The 17,118-nt window shown below is 49.9% G+C and carries 21 protein-coding genes; 13 read left to right on the top strand and 8 right to left on the bottom strand.

Translation table 11 applies throughout. The features are described 5' to 3' along the window. Window positions 1-69 precede the first annotated feature (69 nt). The gene (folK, locus tag HOM51_12410) at window positions 70-606 is read right to left on the bottom strand and encodes a 2-amino-4-hydroxy-6-hydroxymethyldihydropteridine diphosphokinase (GenBank protein ID MBT5035311.1); all 537 of its coding nucleotides are present in this window, start codon (window positions 604-606) and stop codon (window positions 70-72) included. 178 nt (window positions 607-784) lie between these two features. Here folK and HOM51_12405 point away from each other — a divergent pair, with 178 nt between their 5' ends. The 4 genes from HOM51_12405 to HOM51_12390 all read left to right on the top strand — a co-directional run bounded on the left by HOM51_12405 (window position 785) and on the right by HOM51_12390 (window position 3,019). Then, window positions 785-1,438, top strand: coding sequence for an NYN domain-containing protein (locus HOM51_12405; protein ID MBT5035310.1), 654 nt, complete (start codon window positions 785-787; stop codon window positions 1,436-1,438). A 28-nt stretch (window positions 1,439-1,466) separates the two neighbouring features. Continuing rightward, window positions 1,467-2,120, top strand: coding sequence for a uracil-DNA glycosylase (locus tag HOM51_12400; protein ID MBT5035309.1), 654 nt, complete (start codon window positions 1,467-1,469; stop codon window positions 2,118-2,120). A gap of 82 nt (window positions 2,121-2,202) precedes the next feature. Then, the gene (thrH, locus tag HOM51_12395; protein ID MBT5035308.1) at window positions 2,203-2,820 is read left to right on the top strand and encodes a bifunctional phosphoserine phosphatase/homoserine phosphotransferase ThrH; all 618 of its coding nucleotides are present in this window, start codon (window positions 2,203-2,205) and stop codon (window positions 2,818-2,820) included. A gap of 4 nt (window positions 2,821-2,824) precedes the next feature. Continuing rightward, window positions 2,825-3,019 (top strand): DUF4169 family protein, encoded by a 195-nt coding sequence (locus HOM51_12390; protein MBT5035307.1) that lies wholly within the window; start codon window positions 2,825-2,827, stop codon window positions 3,017-3,019. Here the strand turns inward: HOM51_12390 and HOM51_12385 are convergent. Then, window positions 3,016-3,492: a glycine zipper 2TM domain-containing protein gene (locus HOM51_12385; protein ID MBT5035306.1), complete on the bottom strand. Its 477-nt coding sequence runs from the start codon at window positions 3,490-3,492 to the stop codon at window positions 3,016-3,018. The genes HOM51_12390 and HOM51_12385 overlap by 4 nt on opposite strands. A gap of 302 nt (window positions 3,493-3,794) precedes the next feature. Between HOM51_12385 and HOM51_12380 the strand changes: the two genes are divergently transcribed. Next, on the top strand, window positions 3,795-4,199 hold the full coding sequence (locus HOM51_12380) for a hypothetical protein (GenBank protein MBT5035305.1): 405 nt from the start codon (window positions 3,795-3,797) through the stop codon (window positions 4,197-4,199). A 116-nt stretch (window positions 4,200-4,315) separates the two neighbouring features. Continuing rightward, entirely contained in the window at window positions 4,316-5,716 is a 1,401-nt protein-coding gene (sthA, locus tag HOM51_12375) for a Si-specific NAD(P)(+) transhydrogenase (GenBank protein ID MBT5035304.1), read from the top strand. A 4-nt stretch (window positions 5,717-5,720) separates the two neighbouring features. Here sthA and HOM51_12370 read toward each other — a convergent pair whose 3' ends face one another. Next, complete coding sequence (locus HOM51_12370) at window positions 5,721-5,957, bottom strand: DUF4170 domain-containing protein (protein MBT5035303.1); 237 nt, start codon at window positions 5,955-5,957, stop codon at window positions 5,721-5,723. Window positions 5,958-6,044: 87 nt separating this feature from the next. On the opposite strand from HOM51_12370, the gene HOM51_12365 reads away from it, so the two are divergent. From HOM51_12365 to HOM51_12350, 4 genes are all read left to right on the top strand, one after another. Continuing rightward, window positions 6,045-6,740 carry a glutathione S-transferase family protein gene (locus HOM51_12365; GenBank protein ID MBT5035302.1) on the top strand — a complete coding sequence of 232 codons (696 nt, stop codon included), beginning with the start codon at window positions 6,045-6,047 and terminating at the stop codon, window positions 6,738-6,740. 33 nt (window positions 6,741-6,773) lie between these two features. Further along, entirely contained in the window at window positions 6,774-7,988 is a 1,215-nt protein-coding gene (locus HOM51_12360) for an MFS transporter (GenBank protein MBT5035301.1), read from the top strand. Window positions 7,989-7,997: 9 nt separating this feature from the next. Continuing rightward, on the top strand, window positions 7,998-8,777 hold the full coding sequence (locus tag HOM51_12355) for an SDR family oxidoreductase (GenBank protein ID MBT5035300.1): 780 nt from the start codon (window positions 7,998-8,000) through the stop codon (window positions 8,775-8,777). Window positions 8,778-8,853: 76 nt separating this feature from the next. Further along, entirely contained in the window at window positions 8,854-9,762 is a 909-nt protein-coding gene (locus HOM51_12350; protein MBT5035299.1) for a C-terminal binding protein, read from the top strand. Here the strand turns inward: HOM51_12350 and HOM51_12345 are convergent. From HOM51_12345 to HOM51_12335, 3 genes are read right to left on the bottom strand one after another with little or no spacing between them, the layout of a single operon-like run. Next, window positions 9,759-10,205 carry an NfeD family protein gene (locus tag HOM51_12345; protein ID MBT5035298.1) on the bottom strand — a complete coding sequence of 149 codons (447 nt, stop codon included), beginning with the start codon at window positions 10,203-10,205 and terminating at the stop codon, window positions 9,759-9,761. The genes HOM51_12350 and HOM51_12345 overlap by 4 nt on opposite strands. 12 nt (window positions 10,206-10,217) lie before the next feature. Then, the gene (locus tag HOM51_12340; GenBank protein MBT5035297.1) at window positions 10,218-11,183 is read right to left on the bottom strand and encodes an SPFH/Band 7/PHB domain protein; all 966 of its coding nucleotides are present in this window, start codon (window positions 11,181-11,183) and stop codon (window positions 10,218-10,220) included. 39 nt (window positions 11,184-11,222) lie between these two features. After that, window positions 11,223-11,600, bottom strand: coding sequence for a hypothetical protein (locus HOM51_12335; protein ID MBT5035296.1), 378 nt, complete (start codon window positions 11,598-11,600; stop codon window positions 11,223-11,225). Between the two features lie 185 nt (window positions 11,601-11,785). Between HOM51_12335 and HOM51_12330 the strand changes: the two genes are divergently transcribed. Both HOM51_12330 and HOM51_12325 read left to right on the top strand, forming a co-directional pair. After that, entirely contained in the window at window positions 11,786-12,985 is a 1,200-nt protein-coding gene (locus HOM51_12330; GenBank protein ID MBT5035295.1) for an alpha-hydroxy-acid oxidizing protein, read from the top strand. A gap of 63 nt (window positions 12,986-13,048) precedes the next feature. After that, a complete protein-coding gene (locus HOM51_12325) occupies window positions 13,049-14,011 on the top strand; it encodes a lactonase family protein (GenBank protein ID MBT5035294.1) in 963 nt (320 codons plus the stop codon). Between the two features lie 27 nt (window positions 14,012-14,038). Here the strand turns inward: HOM51_12325 and smpB are convergent, their stop codons facing one another. After that, the gene (gene smpB, locus HOM51_12320) at window positions 14,039-14,515 is read right to left on the bottom strand and encodes an SsrA-binding protein SmpB (GenBank protein ID MBT5035293.1); all 477 of its coding nucleotides are present in this window, start codon (window positions 14,513-14,515) and stop codon (window positions 14,039-14,041) included. A 20-nt stretch (window positions 14,516-14,535) separates the two neighbouring features. After that, window positions 14,536-15,411, bottom strand: coding sequence for a 4-hydroxy-tetrahydrodipicolinate synthase (locus tag HOM51_12315; protein ID MBT5035292.1), 876 nt, complete (start codon window positions 15,409-15,411; stop codon window positions 14,536-14,538). 161 nt (window positions 15,412-15,572) lie between these two features. On the opposite strand from HOM51_12315, the gene HOM51_12310 reads away from it, so the two are divergent. Continuing rightward, window positions 15,573-17,118 (top strand): hypothetical protein (locus tag HOM51_12310; GenBank protein MBT5035291.1); only part of this gene is annotated, 1,546 nt, incomplete at its 3' end.

Genomic DNA, 17,118 nt, shown 5'->3' with positions numbered 1-17,118 from the left:
ATATTTTGCACATTACCTTAAATCAAGGCAAATGAACGAATTTCGCTCCTTATCATACCCAGAAATTTATTAAGATGGCGGCACCCATTCCGTCTTAAAGGCCCCTTCCCCATCGGTCATTTTTTTTATCTCTATTGGCTGAGGTAAGTTCTTTATCATTCGAGATACAGAATTACCCGTCTCTGGGTGACGCCAGTCAGGCGCGATATCGCGAATTGGATATAAAACGAAGGCTCTCTCGAAAAGCCTCGGATGGGGAAGAATTGGATCCGATTCGGCGTCCGTTACCACACCATTGTATGCCAATATATCTAAATCTAAAGTTCTAGGTGCGTTTTTTACCGATCTCTTCCGACCAAATTTCTGTTCAATCACAAAAAGTTGTTCCAAAAGTTCTATTGGATTCAATTCCGTGGTGATGGCGCAAACACCGTTTACGTACCATGGTTGGTCAGAAGGTGGCCAAGGTGGGGACTGATACCATGAGGAATACCTGTTTATTTTCAGACCTCTATGTTCCATTTCTACCATAGCGGCGCCACAGGTCTCGCGAAGCGAACTAAAGTTCTGAACCTTTAAATTAGTTCCCAGTCCAATTATAATCATTCGAAATAATTACCCAGTTTACTTGAATATATGTATAATGAGGGCTAACTATACAGCTGCGTAGTGATTAGGTGATGCAAGGTTTTGAGGGGAACCGGGCACATTATTTATCTTATTACTATAGTAAAAAAAACTACTCGACACCATTTTAACACATTGAAATTTTGAGGACACTATTATGCCTTTTTATCCCGCAGAACGCGTTGGACTTTTTATTGATGGATCTAACCTTTACGCGTCAGCCCGGGCATTGGGCTTTGATATCGATTACAAACGGCTTCATCAGTATTTTTCCAATCAAGCTAATTTGGTTCGAGCCTACTATTACACCGCCTTGTTGGACGAGCAGGAATATTCGCCAATTCGACCGCTTGTGGATTGGTTGGATTACAATGGCTACAACGTGGTTACCAAGCCAGCCAAAGAATTCACCGATGCGACGGGCCGACGCAAGATCAAAGGAAACATGGATATCGAACTTGCTGTCGATGTCCTTGAATTGAGCGCCAGCCTGGATCACGTCGTAATATTTTCCGGTGATGGCGATTTCAGACGGCTTGTTGAAGCCGTTCAATCGCGGGGTGTACGCGTGTCAATTGTCAGCACTTTGAAGTCTCAGCCACCAATGGCGGCCGATGAACTGCGGCGTCAGGCGGATAACTTTATTGAGCTGACCGATTTAAAAGATGAGATTACGCGTGTCGGCGGGCAGCAATCTCACGTTCAACAACCTCCGGAACAAATTGTTGCTGAAGACCTCGATGAAATTGACGAGGACGATGATGAGAATTCCGCAATTAGCGATCCTCAGGCCTATTTAGAGACCGCTTAGTTATCTAATTATCAGGACAACGGGACCCTTGAACGACTCTCTCGACGGTTTTTCCGAGCCTGCTTCTGGCTGTGTCTTGTGCCCAAGGCTTGTCGCGTACCGGTCTGGCAACAAAGAAAAATACCCCGACTTTTTTAACGCACCTGTGCCTTCTTTTGGTAGCCCCAATGCAGTGTTTTTAATTGTTGGATTAGCGCCGGGATTAAAGGGAGCTAATTGGTCCGGTCGACCCTTCACCGGTGATTATGCGGGAGATCTGCTTTATAGCACCCTCACCTCCTTGGGTTTTGCAACGGGGACCTACGGTGCCCACGCAGACGATGGGTTGGTTTTGAACAGCACCCAAATCACCAATGCGGTGCGGTGTGCACCTCCTCAAAATAAGGTCGTCGCGCAAGAAATCGGCGCCTGCGGAAAATTCTTAAGTGCCGAAATCACGGCGCTGACAAATTTAAAAGCAATCCTTGCTCTTGGCACTGTTGCCCATGGTGCGGTTTTAAGAAACCTAGATGTGCGTAAAAAGGATTACCCTTTCGGCCATGGGGCGCGTCATGTCTTGCCAGATGGGGTCATGTTGTTCGACAGCTATCACTGTTCGCGTTACAACACGAATACAAATCGCCTGACGGAACAAATGTTCCAAGACGTCTTCATCGAAATCCGAAAATATATAGACCTTTAAAAACTTGTGGATTGCCGTTTTTGGGAACGGACGGTAGTTTCCTTGCGCGAAACAACTAAGCACAACTGCGGAGAAGCTATCTATGCAAATGGTCTGCCTTGATCTCGAAGGAGTTCTGGTCCCGGAAATCTGGATTGAATTTGCCGAACTCACCGGCATTGATGAATTAAAAGCGACGACACGCGATATCCCAGATTACGACGAACTGATGCGTGGACGGTTGGATATTCTCCAGCGCAACAACCTCAAAATGGCCGACATTCAAAAGGTCATCGACGATATGTCACCGATGGACGGTGCCCATGAGTTCCTCAATTCAATTCGCTCTAAATTTCAATTGGTGATCTTGTCTGACACCTTTTACGAATTCGCCCAGCCTTTAATGCGCAAGCTTGGGTGGCCAACGCTGTTCTGTCATCGTTTGACCATTGATGAAACGGGAAATGTGAGCGACTACAACCTTCGCCTTCGCGACCATAAACGCCAAGCGGTTATCGCCTTTCATAACCTGAACTACACGGTGTTTGCGGCGGGGGATTCCTATAACGACACGGCCATGTTGGGTGAAGCCAATCACGGGTTCCTGTTCCGGGCCCCAGAGAACGTCGTCGACGAATTTCCCCAATTCCCGGTACTTACAGAGTACAGTGATTTAGAAAGTGCGTTTATTAAAGCTGGTGAGGCAGTCACCGGGGAATAATCCTGTGGGACAGATCGTAAATCTCAACAAAGTCCGGAAGCAAAAGTCCCGAGTAGAAAAAAAGGCTCGGGCTTCTCGCAATCGAATTACTCACGGCCAATCCAAAGCGAACAAGCAAATTGCTGAAAAATCGGTTCGTCGGGACCAGCGGGAACTCGATGGAAAGGCACTCAAAAACACCCCTTCCAAAGACGACTAAGAAATGATTCTCCACGTTCCGTCAGGCTGACGGCAGGCTGTTCCCACACTGTATTCATCCCATCCACCAACATTAATTGTGGATTTGTACTCCCGGCAGTAAGCACCAGATGCGCGGTCGCGACCTTCGCGGGTCGTTTCATAGGATCCAAAATTTCGTGAATTAGGATTGTTCCAAGCGATCCGCTGTCCTACAGGCGCAGACATGGCCCGTGCATACGCCCGTCGGGCCCGCCTACGATCAGCTCTATCAAGAGAACGGCCGATTTCACTGCCAAGATAAGCGCCACCTAAAGCACCTAGGGCGACAGTTGCAAGCCGGCCTCGGCCTTTGCCCATATTGGCACCGGCCAATGCTCCCAAACCAGCCCCGGCAAGGGTTCCAAATTGTTGCTTTGGACCTACGCCATTTGTTTGGCAGGCCGAAAGAAAAAGAGTGGTGATAACAATAAGAGCAAGTTTAGGGGACTTCATGGGCGATTCTCCTATCGAACAATTTTGGTCTCCCCCGACCGCTTGAGCTTTGCTCATTGATTATTTTTATATTTATAATTACATATAATTTTAATGTCAATATCGAATTTTGTTTTTATTCACCAATGCCGATAATTGGCTATTTTATTGACGTTTTGACACATAATTGAAGAGGTCTGGCCCATAATCTTAATGTTATAAACGAGACAAAGTCATATTTAATTAGGATTTTAATTGTAAATTAGAATTGAATAATGCATGTTCTTAACCATCATCAGCCTTAACAGCCGGAACCGATGACAGTGAAATATAATGATGAGCAACGCCGCGAGTATCTGATCATGACCGATAAGATCGGCATGGGGTGGGTTGAGATATTTGAAGGTAATACCGAATTTTATTCTGCGGCTTATTGGGACTTGCTCACAGGTATTTGGCGCCAAAAGGGGCCGGTCCGGAAAACCGATGCATTAGGGTTTATGAAAGCGATTAAGAGCGCCCACACCGCAGGTAAATATGTCGAGTCGGCTTTGTCGTATGAGTTGCTGGTTGAAATGGATAATCCAGAGGATGCGCGGTCCAAACTCCTGACTCTATCGGATGATATGCGGGGCAAGCTGGATAATTTCTTTGACAATGCGGTGAATGAAGTTCGCAAAGCTAACCGGACAATTGATATTAAAGGCCCCTCCCCTGAAGACCTCTGAGCATTATTTATCATTGCCCCCATATAGCACCTGGTAATGAATTCTTTACCTAGATCGCGTTCCATAGCCACAAATGGTTATCGTGCCATCGTATCTTCTATAAAGGGTTGCGACAGATGAGTGATTTCGACTACGACCTGTTTGTTATTGGTTCTGGCCCCGGTGGGCAACGTGCCGCAATCCAAGCCGCCAAGCTGGGAAAACGGTGTGCCTTAGCTGAATACCAGGACGTTGTCGGCGGCGTGTGTATAAACACGGGTACCATCCCTTCAAAAACCATGCGCGAAGCGGCCATGCATTTATCCGGTTATGGAGAGCGAAATGTCTATGGTGCGTCCTACACCGTGCAACAGAACATCACCATGCGCGATTTGCATTTTCGAACCAATCACGTCATTAGAAATGAGATCGATGTTGTTCGCCATCAGTTGCAACGAAATGGCGTTGAAATGTTGTCCTGCATGGGCACTTTCGCGGACCCGCACACCATTCGTCTGATGGATGGAACCGGTCACCGTCAGGAAGTAACGGCCGAAAATGTTATCATTGCTGTTGGCACCGATACTGCTAAAGACGAACACATCCCTTTTGATGGTCAACGAATCTTCACCAGTGATGACATTCTGACCCTGAAAAAGATTCCAAAATCTATGGCCGTTGTTGGTGCCGGGGTCATCGGCAGTGAATACGCGACCATTTTTGCCATTCTTGGGGTTCGGGTGACATTGATCGATCTGCGGACAAAACTTTTGAGCTTTGTTGATAGCGAAATTACCGACGCCCTAATTTATCAATTGCGCCAAAACCGCGGAACCATGCGCCTTGGCGAAGAAGTCAGTGGAATTGAACCGTTCGAGGATGACCGCGGTGAACATGTTCGCATCAGTCTCAAGAGCGGCAAGCAGATCGTTACCGAGGCCGCCCTGTACAGTGTTGGACGCGTTGGTGCGACGGCCAATCTGGGACTGGAAAACACCAGTATTACTCCAGACCCCCGGGGCAAAATTAAAGTGAACGAATTTTACCAGACTGAGGATCCCAAAATTTATGCGGTTGGTGATGTGATCGGCTTCCCTAGCCTCGCGTCCACGTCGATGGAGCAAGGTAGGATGGCTGTTCTTCATGCCTTTGGCGAAGGGACAGAAAGCGTCCAAGAAATCTTCCCCTACGGAATTTATACAGTTCCTGAAATCTCAACTGTCGGAAGGAACGAAGAGGAACTGACAGAAGCGGGGATCGCTTATGAAGTCGGCAGGGCGGCATTCAATGAAATCGCCCGTGGCCAGATTACCGGCGATTCTACGGGCCTGTTGAAAATTTTATTTGATCCGGAAACCCACAAGATACTCGGTGTCCATATCTTGGGAGAAGGTGCCTGTGATCTCATCCACATCGGCCAAGCGGTTATGGCTTTGGGGGGAACCATGGAATTCTTCATTAACACCGTCTTTAACTACCCAACCCTTGCCGAATGTTACAAAACAGCTGCGTTCGACGGAATTAACCGCTTAGGGTAGCGCGTCAGCTATTGTATTCTTTACCGGTTTCTGGATCTAGCAGACGGTGCATGTGCACAACCACATATTTCATAGACGCATTGTCCACGTTTGCTTGGCTCTTACCCTGCCATGCCGCAAATGCGGCCTTGTAATTCGGGTAAATTCCAACAATATCGAGCTTGTCTAAGTCGGAGAACTCACCCCCCTGGGTATCGTTTACCTCGCCACCAAAAACCAGGTGCAGTAGTTGTTCGGCCATTTTCTTGTCTCCATTTCTGAGATGAGGTTCTAAGACCCAGGCGTGTGATGAACAAGAAGATTAGGTTCAAGAATAAGGAATAAACGAATGATTGATCTGTATACGTGGCCGACTCCCAATGGCTTTAAAGCGTCAATTATGTTGGAAGAAGTCGACCTGCCCTACAATGTGCACGCGATAAACATCCTCGCGGGTGATCAATTCGAATCTGATTTTTTGGAAATCAGCCCCAACAACAGAATTCCAGCAATTGTTGATCCAGATGGTCCGGGTGGAGAGACGCTTTCATTGTTTGAGTCTGGCGCGATCCTGATGTACCTAGCCGAAAGAACCGGCAAGTTCATGCCAACAGAACCGCAAGATCGCTACGCCGTCATTCAATGGCTGATGTTCCAAATGGGTGGAGTTGGCCCCATGTTTGGTCAAGCCAACCACTTCCGCAAATATGCGCCAGACAAAATTGACTATGCCGTCGAACGTTATTCGAACGAGGCCGAGCGGCTATACGGGGTGATGGATCGCAGATTAGCAGACGCTGAATTTCTGGCTGGAACCTATTCCATTGCTGATATGGCCTGCTTCCCGTGGGTTCGAAGTTACGAAAAATATGGCGATAACCTGTTGGAAAAATTCCCCGATTTGAAACGATGGATGGACACGATAGAGGCCCGCCCTGCAGTCCAAGCAGGACTTGCTGTCCTTTCTGAGCATGTCAGCAGTGGCCCCATCACAGACGAAGCACGGGAAAATTTCTTTGGTGCGAAACAGTTCCAACGTAACTAGGTCAACTTGGATACAGGCTGAGAGATCGTTTTAATGGACAGGCAAGCAATGCTCGGCTGGGCGGCGGTAGTAGCGACGACGCTTGTGCTGACTTTTTCGGCTTATACCGTCCTGTCCATCACGGCCATTGGCCCGGAATTGGCAGCTGACCTTGGCATGCCACGCTCCCTGATTGGGTACCAAATTAGCTTGGTTTACGCGGCCGCAGGGCTTTCCGGTCTTTACGGAGGTACCATCGTGCGAAAATGGGGCCCCTGCCGAACAAGCCAAGGATCCATGTTTGGGACGGTCATTGGGGTGTTATTGCTGATCACGGGATGGCCACCTACGTTTATATTGGGATCTGTGGTGCTTGGACTCTCTAACGGGGTGATTCATCCAGCGGCGTCTCATCTCCTCATTCGAATGGCCGATAACAAACACCGGAACCTAGTGTTTTCAATTAAACAAACTGGTGTGCCGCTGGGGGGAATAGCAGCAGGTTTTATCGGACCTCCCCTCGCCCTGACATACGGGTGGGAGGCAGCGGTAATTGCCGGAGCATTCGCCAGCTTTCTCCTGTTCCTCATGTTGCAGTTATTTCGCAAAGAATTCGATAGTGACCGCCAATCCGACAGTCCAATCGATATCAATCCATTTACAGGAATTGGAATGGTGTGGCGCTCTGTCTCCATCAGATGGCTCTCCATCGCCGGATTTTGTCTGGCCCTGGTTCAGCTATGCCTCATGACGTTTTTGGTGACCATGCTGGTGACGGATGCAGGATTTGAACTGATCGATGCAGGATTGTTGCTCGCCGCTGTGCACGCCGCAGGTGTTTTCGCCCGACTTGGATGGGGGTGGGTGGCTGACCTGGTTGGGGGAGCAACGGGGATTCTGACCATCATGGGTATTCTGAGCACCGTGATTTGCCTGATCGTCACCCAGTTAACACCTGAATGGCCCCTGTATCTGACGTATCTGCTCTGTATTGTATTCTCCATCACTGCCATTGGCTGGAATGGAATTTATTACGCGGAAATCGCATCGAAATGTAAGGCGGACGAAGTTGGCTCTATTACCGGCGGTTCTCTGGCGTTTGTTTTCGGTGGTGTATCATTCGGCCCAGCAATTTTCGCGACAGTTTATTTCTGGATCGGAAGCTATACTTTAACTTTCGGTCTGGTTTCACTTGCCGCCGCGACGGCTGTCGTTTTCATGTTTATGGCGCGTAAAAGCGATACTACCCTTAACGTATCCAAAATTTAAGGAGCCCCCATGCCTGATCCTCTCCCATCATTTTCACTCGACAATCATTTGATTGTTATAACCGGTGCCAGCCAAGGCATTGGCCAATCCATGGCAGAAACCTACGCCGCCTTGGGCGCACGGGTCGTTTTAGCAGCTCGAAGTATGGATAAATTGAAAGATGTTCAGGCTGGCATCGTAGACGCAGGCGGACAGGCAGACGTAGTCCAAACAGACGTCACCAATCTCGATGAAATTTCCCGGCTCGCAGACCATGTTGGTGACCTGTTGAAAGGTGACGAAGATACAACTTTGGTTTTGGTCAACAATGCCGGATTGGGATTCACCAAACCGATGTTGGAAATTACCGAAGATGACTGGGACAACCTCTATGACCTCAACGTCAAAGGAACATTCTTCTGCTGTCAAAAGATCGCGCCTTATATGTTAGAACGAGGATACGGGAAGATTATTAATCTTGGCTCAGCGTGGGGAAAAACATCGGGTCGCGGGAAAAGCGCCTATTCGTCTTCAAAGGCCGCCATCGAACGACTGACGGTCAATTTATCAACCGAATGGCTGCCGGACGGCATTCGTGTTAACTCAATCGGGCCGACCGCAACGAAAACGCCGTTCACAGCAGTCACCATGGCTGCAGATCCCGCACGCTTCGAAGGCATTCGGAAACGGATCATGCTGGGTCGTTTCGTTGAAACGAGTGACCTGCTGGGCGCGGCCGTATTTCTAGCGAGTGAGGCCTCAGACTTCATCTCCGGCCAGACCTTATATGTCGATGGCGGATTTGTTTAAGGTTTAGGAGCCTAAGACCATCAAAGTCGTCATCACAGATCATCGATTTCCCAATCTTGATCCAGAACGCTCCCTCGTGGAGGGCGAAGGCTGGGAGTTGGTGATCGGCCAGGCGCTAGATGAAAACGGCCTTATTGAACTGTGTTGGGATGCGGATGGCATTTTAGCCAATCGCGCGCCGATGACAGCCGGTGTGATAGACCGACTGGAGCGCTGTAAAATCATCTCCCGCTATGGCATCGGCTATGACCGCATCGACGTAGACGCTGCCAGTCGGAACGGGATCATGGTGACGAACGTTCCAGATTACTGCACCGATGAAGTTTCCGACCACACTATCGCAATGATCCTGATGTTCGCGCGCGGCATTGTCCCATCTGGCGAAATCGCAAGGTCGGACACGTGGACACTCGAAGGCCTACCTAACCTCCAATCCTTGCGGGGCCGTATATGTGGGCTGGTGGGGTTGGGTAAGATCGGCGTTGCCGTAGCCGCCAAGGCGCAGGCCCTAGGCATGGGGGTTTTGGGGTATAGTCCTAACGTAAATGAACGCGCGCTTGAGGGCACCGGCATCACGCCCACCTCGCTTGAAACTCTCTTTCGCCAATCTGACTACATTTCGCTTCATGCACCGCTAAATGAGACCACCCACCACCTTATCAACAAGGAAGCATTAAAAGAGATGAAATCGACGGCGACGATCATCAATACATCTCGCGGTGGCATGATTGATGAGGAAGCCCTGATTGAGGCCCTAAACAACAAGACTCTAAACGGCGCAGGATTGGATGTCTTGGCATCAGAAGGTGCCGTAACTCCCACCCGCAGAGCGCTGGTTAATCATCCAAAGGCAGTGGTAACAGCCCATACCGCTTGGTATAGCGAAGATGCCAGAGCCACGTTACAGCATAAAACCTGCGAACAAGTCGTTATGGCTCTGAAAGGCGAGCGTCCTTACAGCCTTGTAAATTCTATTAAAATTTAGGCGGGTTCGGTCAGAAAGGCACTGCCGTCAGTTTCTATAATTTTAATGCGTGTACCGGCGGGCGCATCTGTGCCTCGTACTTTCCAGGTTGTATCATCGACGACAATAAGTCCTTCGCCATCAACAATCGCTTCCTTCAATACAAATGATTTACCGACATACTGTGCACCGCGCTGGTTTAGGGTTGGATGATCTGTCGCCACAGGTCGCTTTTTAATCCAGGCCCGCCCCGCGATCACTGCAACCACAGACAAGACTGCGAAAATAATCGCTTGGTTTTGCCAAGCCAGCGTATCGATACTGAACGCGATTACACCTGTAATGCCGGCGGCAATCCCGAGCCACAGGAACACCACGCCAGGGGCGAGCATCTCCAGCAACAGCATGCCAACACCAAGGATCAGCCAATACCAAAATGTTATACCGTCGAGAAATTCTACCATTTACCTATTCCGCTATCCCGCCCTTGGGTGGCTACCCGAGTCACTGGTGTTCGACCCGTCATCCTTTGTATTCAGGACTTCTTTGGCTAATTCTGCAATTCCGCCAATTGCACCAATAACCCCAGAGGCCTCCAATGGCATAAGGATCAATTTGGAATTCCGCGACGTGGCAACCTCTTTCAATGATTCGACGTACTTTTGAGCCACAAAATAATTAATGGCTTGGACATCACCCTTCGCAATTGCGTCTGATACCATGCTTGTTGCCTTGGCTTCAGCCTCGGCTTCGCGCTCGCGGGCCTCTGCATCACGAAAGGCAGCTTCCCGGCGCCCTTCTGCTTCCAAGATCGCCGCCTGCTTCTCGCCTTCTGCTTTAAGAATCTCAGCCTGGCGAAACCCTTCCGCGTCCAAAATATTGGCACGTTTGTCCCGTTCAGCCTTCATTTGCCGAGCCATGGCGTCTACTAAATCGCGCGGTGGAGAAATGTCTTTAATATCAATTCGGGTGACTTTTACGCCCCAAGGATTTGTCGCCGCATCTACAACCGCCAATAGCTGAGTATTAATTCGATCCCGTTGAGACAGCAATTCATCGAGGTCCAATGACCCCATCACCGTCCGCAAGTTTGTCATGGTCAGGTTCAAGATCGCGCGCATCAGGTCATTAACCTCATACGCCGCCTGGGCTGCGTCCAACACCTGAAAGAACACGACACCGTCTGCGGTAACCATGGCGTTGTCGCGGGTGATGACTTCCTGGGATGGAACATCCAGCACCTGTTCCATCATATTCATCCTGGCACCGATGCGATCGACCAGCGGTATGATGAAGTGGAGTCCAGGTTGGAGGGTATGGGTGTACTTTCCGAATCGCTCGACCGTATAGACAGTTCCCTGTGAAACAGATTTAACCCCCAGGAACACCAAAAACGCGCCGACGAAGACAACACTGATGGCAAATATTGAAAATTCAGCCATTTACATGATCTCCTTAATCTAAAACATTAAATAGTGACGTTAGTAAGGTAGTGCCTCGTCCGCATGGTTCAACTCAATGGTCACGCCATCTGGATCATCGAAGAAGATTTGGCTCATCGGCATACCCGGAACCTTTTGCCCGCGGTAAGGAATTCCAGCCTTGTCCAGCCGTTCAACGTGGCCATCCATATCACTTACCCGAAACGCTACATGATGAACGCGCGCAGACCCTACATCCTCGCATTCCCGTACCGTTACGTGGATTACAGGGACTTTCCCGGCATAGAGCCAAACCCCTGGAAGATCAAAATCTGGTCGAAAACCTTGCTCAAAGCCAACAATGTTGGTGTAGAAATCAACCGTCTTATCCAAATCGCTCGGGGATAGATTGTAGTGTTCAAGGGAGAGTACCGACATTTTCGCCTCAGTTTCCTATGGTTTCAATCCAGACTACCAAACAACGGCAGTCTCTTATCCGTAAGATAACAGGAAACCTGCAACGAGGCCATATCTCTACAGTTCCTCTTTGATCGCCCGAATTTAACTTTTCAATCAACGGAAATCGTCGCTAACATACCTGTCTTAATCAACGGGGGTACGTCATGTCCGATATTTCATCTGAGGCTCTTAACATTGCTGATCTACGTGAAATGGCGCAACGCCGTCTGCCACGTTTTGTATTTGAATGGCTTGATCGCGGGGCTGAGGATGAAGTCGCGCTCCGCAACAATCGCCAAGCCTATGAAGACATCAAACTTAAAGCCCGTGTCCTGCAGAACGTATCAACCCGCAGCCTGGAAACGAAGCTGTTCGGCAAGACATTCAAAATGCCCTATGGCATTTCGCCCACGGGAACCGCGGGGCTGTTGGCCTACGGTGGGGAGATTGGTGTCGCCAAGGCGGCTGCACGGGCCGGAATCCCCTGCTCCGTCGGCACCAACGCCCAGACCGCGATGGAAGAGATATTGGAGAAGGCGGGGGGTGAACTTTGGTACCAGCTTTATATCTGGTCCGACAAAGAACTTAGCAAAAAACTGGTGGAACGGGTCAAGGCCGCTGGCTTCGGCACCCTGATCGTGACTGTTGATGGCCCCGTCGGACCCAATCGCGAATATAATAAGAAGAACGGCTTCAGCATGCCGATCAAGTACACCCCCAAACTACTAGCCCAGTTATTGGCCAAGCCAAGCTGGCTGGCGAGTTGCTTGCTGCAACAGTATATCCGGCGCGGCACGCCGAAGTTTGAGAATTATCCGCCGGAGTTGATGGATAAGGTTACGTCTAAAACTTTCAAGCGCTCGATCCTGAAGAGTGACTCGCTGGATTGGGATGATGTGAAACGCCTGCGCGATATGTGGCCTGGCAAGCTAATCGTGAAAGGCCTTGTACACCCTGACGATGCCATCAGTGCGGCGGATAGTGGTGCCGATGGTGTGATTATATCAAATCATGGCGGACGCTATCTGGATGCCTCTGTCGCCCCCATCCAGATTCTACCCGAAGTCGCCAAACGTGTTGGTGGTAGAATTGCGGTAATCGTCGACAGTGGCGTCCGGCGTGGCAGTGATGTGATTAAGGCCTTGGCCTTAGGTGCCGACTTCGTTATGGCGGGTCGGCCGACGCTCTATGGCATCGGTGCCGCTGGCGAACCTGGCGCATATCGTGCTCTTGAAATTTTTCGTGAAGAAATTGATCGGAACATGGCCCAGATGGGTCTGCACTCCGTCGATGAAATCACCCGTGAATGTCTCTGGCAACCAGAGGCCCCTCCCCAACTTCATACTGCGGCTGCAGCGGAGTGATCAAAGATCGCCTATCACGTCTATATTACGATTTCTAAAGAAGGCAGAATTGCCCGCTACTCGATGGATGAAGAGACCGGCGCATTAATCCATCAAGGCGACATATCGGCACCCGGACGCCCGGCTCCAATTGCCGTCGATCCGCAACAAAAATTCATGTATGTGGCGCGTCGTGATGATCTCCGAATTAATAGTTATCGAATCAATTCTTCTGACGGCGATCTGACTGAAACTGGCAGTATTTCCATCCCCACAGATCCCTGTCATATGGCAATGGATCGGACCGGGAAATTCCTGTTATCCGCGCACTATATGGGAGCCCGAGCGATGGTCCATCGAGTCGGTTATGGAGGCGCTTTGGAAACCGAACCGGCAGAGGATTTTCACACCTCAATTGGCTCACATTGTTTTCAAACGGATCCGACAAATAATTTTGCGTTTATCCCCCATATTGATAATCGAGGCGGGGCGAATGCAATATTTCAATTCAAATTTGATGAGGTAACTGGGAAGCTTGAATCCAATTCCCCCGCTCGCGTTCCGCAAGATAAAAGTGTGGGGCCGAGACATTTCTGTTTTCACCCATCATTGGATATTTTGTATTTTTCAAATGAGCAAGGAAGCAGCGTTAGTGCCTATAGCTTTGATAGACGATCAGGGCTATTAAGTCACAAACAGACCGTCAATAACTTGCCATTGGGATGGACAACTTTCAGTAAATGCTCACAAATTCGTATTATACCGAATGGTCGGTATTTATACGCTCCGAACCGAGGAAACGACACAATCGCAGAATATGAAGTAGACCCTGCTTCCGGTTTACTCACCCCCCTCGGCCACACTCCGTCACAAGAGTTCCCCCGAGTATTTGATATTGATCCGAAAGGAAAGTTTATTCTATCAGCAGGTCTATATGATGGGAAAGTAGGTGTATTTAGAATTGCAAAAAATGGTCGATTGAAGAAAATAGAAGTCTATGATGTTGGCGAAGAGCCAATGTGGGTCATGATACTTAATAGTCAGTAATTAACTATATACAACCGACCAAATACCCTACCCCTTATCCCGCAGCACACGCGCCTTTTGTCGCTTCCAATCACGCTCTTTAATGGAGGCTCTTTTGTCAGCTTTCTGTTTGCCTTTACCGAGGGCAAGATCAACCTTTGCAAGCCCGCGCGGGTTCCAATAAATTGACAGTGGGACCAGGGTCATCCCTTCCCTATTCACCGCAGAAATTAACTTAAAAATTTCGCGTTTATGCATTAGAAGTTTCCGCGGGCGCTTCGGCTCATGACTGAAATGTCCGGCGGATTCATACGGCGGGATAAATGCATTGAACAGGTACAGCGCACCGTCTTTCTCACCGGCGAAGGCTTCAGTAATTGTCCCTCGGCCGAGGCGAAGCGATTTCACCTCGGTCCCGAACAATTGGATACCGGCTTCAAAATTTTCTTCGATGCTGTAGTTATGGCGTGCCTTGCGGTTTTGCGCAGCAATGTTGCTGGGAGCCGCTTTCTTTTTCTTGGCCATGAGAGTGCCCCGGCGGGCTGCTAGTTAAGCAGCCCCGCCCCCACTAGCGCGCTTCGCACCGCTTCTTTGTTGGACTCAGCGATTTCAACAAGTGGCAGGCGTGTCTCAGCCGAACATTTACCCAAAAGACTGGCCGCATGCTTCACCGGCCCTGGGCTGGTCTCGCCAAACATCGCCATGTGAATGGGCATCAACTTGTCCTGAAGCGACATCACCGTATCCAAATCCCCGCCCCGCCATGCAGAATGCATGTCAGAACACATCTTTGGGGCGATGTTTGCAGTCACCGATATACACCCCACACCACCAGCAGCTAAGAATGGCACGGCAGTACCATCTTCGCCGGAAAGTTGGCAGAAATCAGGACCACAAGCGATCCGAGTCTCCAAGGGTCGCGCCAAATCAGACGTCGCGTCCTTAACACCGACGATATTAGGCAATTCAGCCAACTTTGCCATGGTATCGACAGACATATCAACAATGCTGCGCCCTGGAATATTGTAGATAATGATTGGCAGGTCGCATTCGTCATGGATCGTCGTGTAGTGCGCAATCAATCCTGCTTGAGTCGGCTTATTATAATAAGGCGTCACCACCAGGGCTGCCGTTGCACCGGCCTGCTTGGCATGATGGGTCAGTTCTACCGCCTCACGGGTCGAGTTTGACCCCGTGCCCGCGATAACAGGCACTCTGCCATCTGCAACATCGATGCAGGTTTCGACCACTTCGCGATGTTCATCGTGGCTCAACGTCGGCGATTCGCCCGTTGTTCCGCACGGAACCAGCGCATTTGTGCCTTCCGCGATCTGCCATTCGACAAAAGACTGGAAAGCCGGTTTATCCAACTCACCGTTCTTGAACGGCGTAATCAAGGCGGTAATGGATCCTTCAAACATGGCTTCCTCCTTAGGTTTAGGCTCATTAAGAGCCGGGAACATACTCCTTTAATGAGGGCAACGGCAAGCGCTGCAATGCGCCTATCTAGCCACCTTCGCAAAGTATCGGGGTTGAGACGCCTATCAAGGCAGCGTAGATTCAACATCAAAGGCGGCTGATAATGATTTTTCGGGACCGGTTTTGGGGTGTAATTCGATCTGGCGGCAGTGTCTCTGTGCTGGTCGCGCTGGTTCTTGCTGTACCAATCTCAACACCGACCAGCGCCGATATCCTCTCTAAGGCAGACGCACGGATCGCAAAGGCCGCATTCAAAGCAATTGAGGCCAAACGTCCGAAACGAGCCCTCAATCTGGCGGCCCGACTGAGCAATCCCGTTGCGGCTAAGGTCATCGCTTGGCATGTGTACAAGAACCCTGCCTTCAAGAGACCGTTTACCGAGGTCTTGAGCTTTATTGCACGTGAACCTGACTGGCCGCAGCAGAAGAAGCTTCAACTCTCTGCCGAAGAATCCCTTCCAAGAGGCGTTGATCCCGCGAATGTCGTAAAGTTATTTAAAAAGCGTCCCCCCGTCAGCACCACTGGAAAAGTTAAGTATATAAGGGCGCTCATGGATACAGGGCGCAAAAAGCAAGCGATCCCGCTCATTCGTGATACTTGGATCAATGGCAATTTTGGCAAGCACCAGGAACGTGGATTTTATCGGCGCTATCGCCGTCATCTGAGCCGAGCCGACCATCGGGCACGGCTTGATCGTCTATTGTGGTTGGGGCGCTACTGGCCCGTACGACGTATGCTATGGAAAGTGAAGAAGGGGTACAGAGCCCTCGCTGTTGCCCGACTTCTACTTCGCCACCGCCGTGGCAATGTCGATAAGAGTATCGCTCAGGTGCCAGCGCACCTTAAAAAGGACTTGGGGCTCGTTTACGAACGCCTACGCTGGCGGCGTCGTAAGGGTAAGATTGATGGGGCCCTGGAACTCCTAAAGGGACTGCCACCGACCCTCCCCCATGCGGAACGCTGGTGGAAAGAGTTCGCTTATCTGGCCCGGAAGGAACTTCAGAAGGGCCATGTTTCAGAAGCCTATCGGATCACAAAAAATCATGGTGCTGCCAAGGGTGCTGCCTTCGCTGATGCGGAATGGATGTCTGGGTGGATTTCGCTGAGATTTTTAAAAGATAAAAATGTGGCAAGGCGACATTTTACAAACCTGTATAAGAAAGTGAAATACCCAGTTAGCCGTGCCAGAGGCGCTTATTGGGTTGGCCGTGCGTATGATGCCCTGAAGAATAAATCAAACGCCGAGGCTTGGTATAAAACGGCGTCTGGGTTTCCCACAACATACTATGGACAGCTCGCCATTGCGCGGCTTTCGTCAGTTCAAGGGCTTGAATTGCCACCCCAACCAAAAATATCGAAGAAAATCCTCGCTAATTTCAAGAAACACGACCTGACCCGTGCGATACGGATATTGGATGAAATTGGTGAACGCAAACGACTAAAACCCTTTGTTCGTCGCTTGGCTGCCCTTGACCCGGCCCCTGAATGGCAGGTTCTGACGGGCAATCTCTCTCGTCAACTTGGTCGGTTGGATCAAACCATTAGCATCGCTAAGAAAGCACGGCAGAAGGGCATCCTTTTGCCAGACATCGGCTATCCGATTATCCGACTGCCAAAGACATCCATTAACCGACAGGGGCGTCTTGCCG

It is taken from the genome of Rhodospirillaceae bacterium, from assembly GCA_018660465.1.
In the GTDB taxonomy this organism is placed as follows: Bacteria; Pseudomonadota; Alphaproteobacteria; order Rhodospirillales; family JABJKH01; genus JABJKH01.
This window is presented reverse-complemented; position numbering and strand designations above follow the sequence as displayed.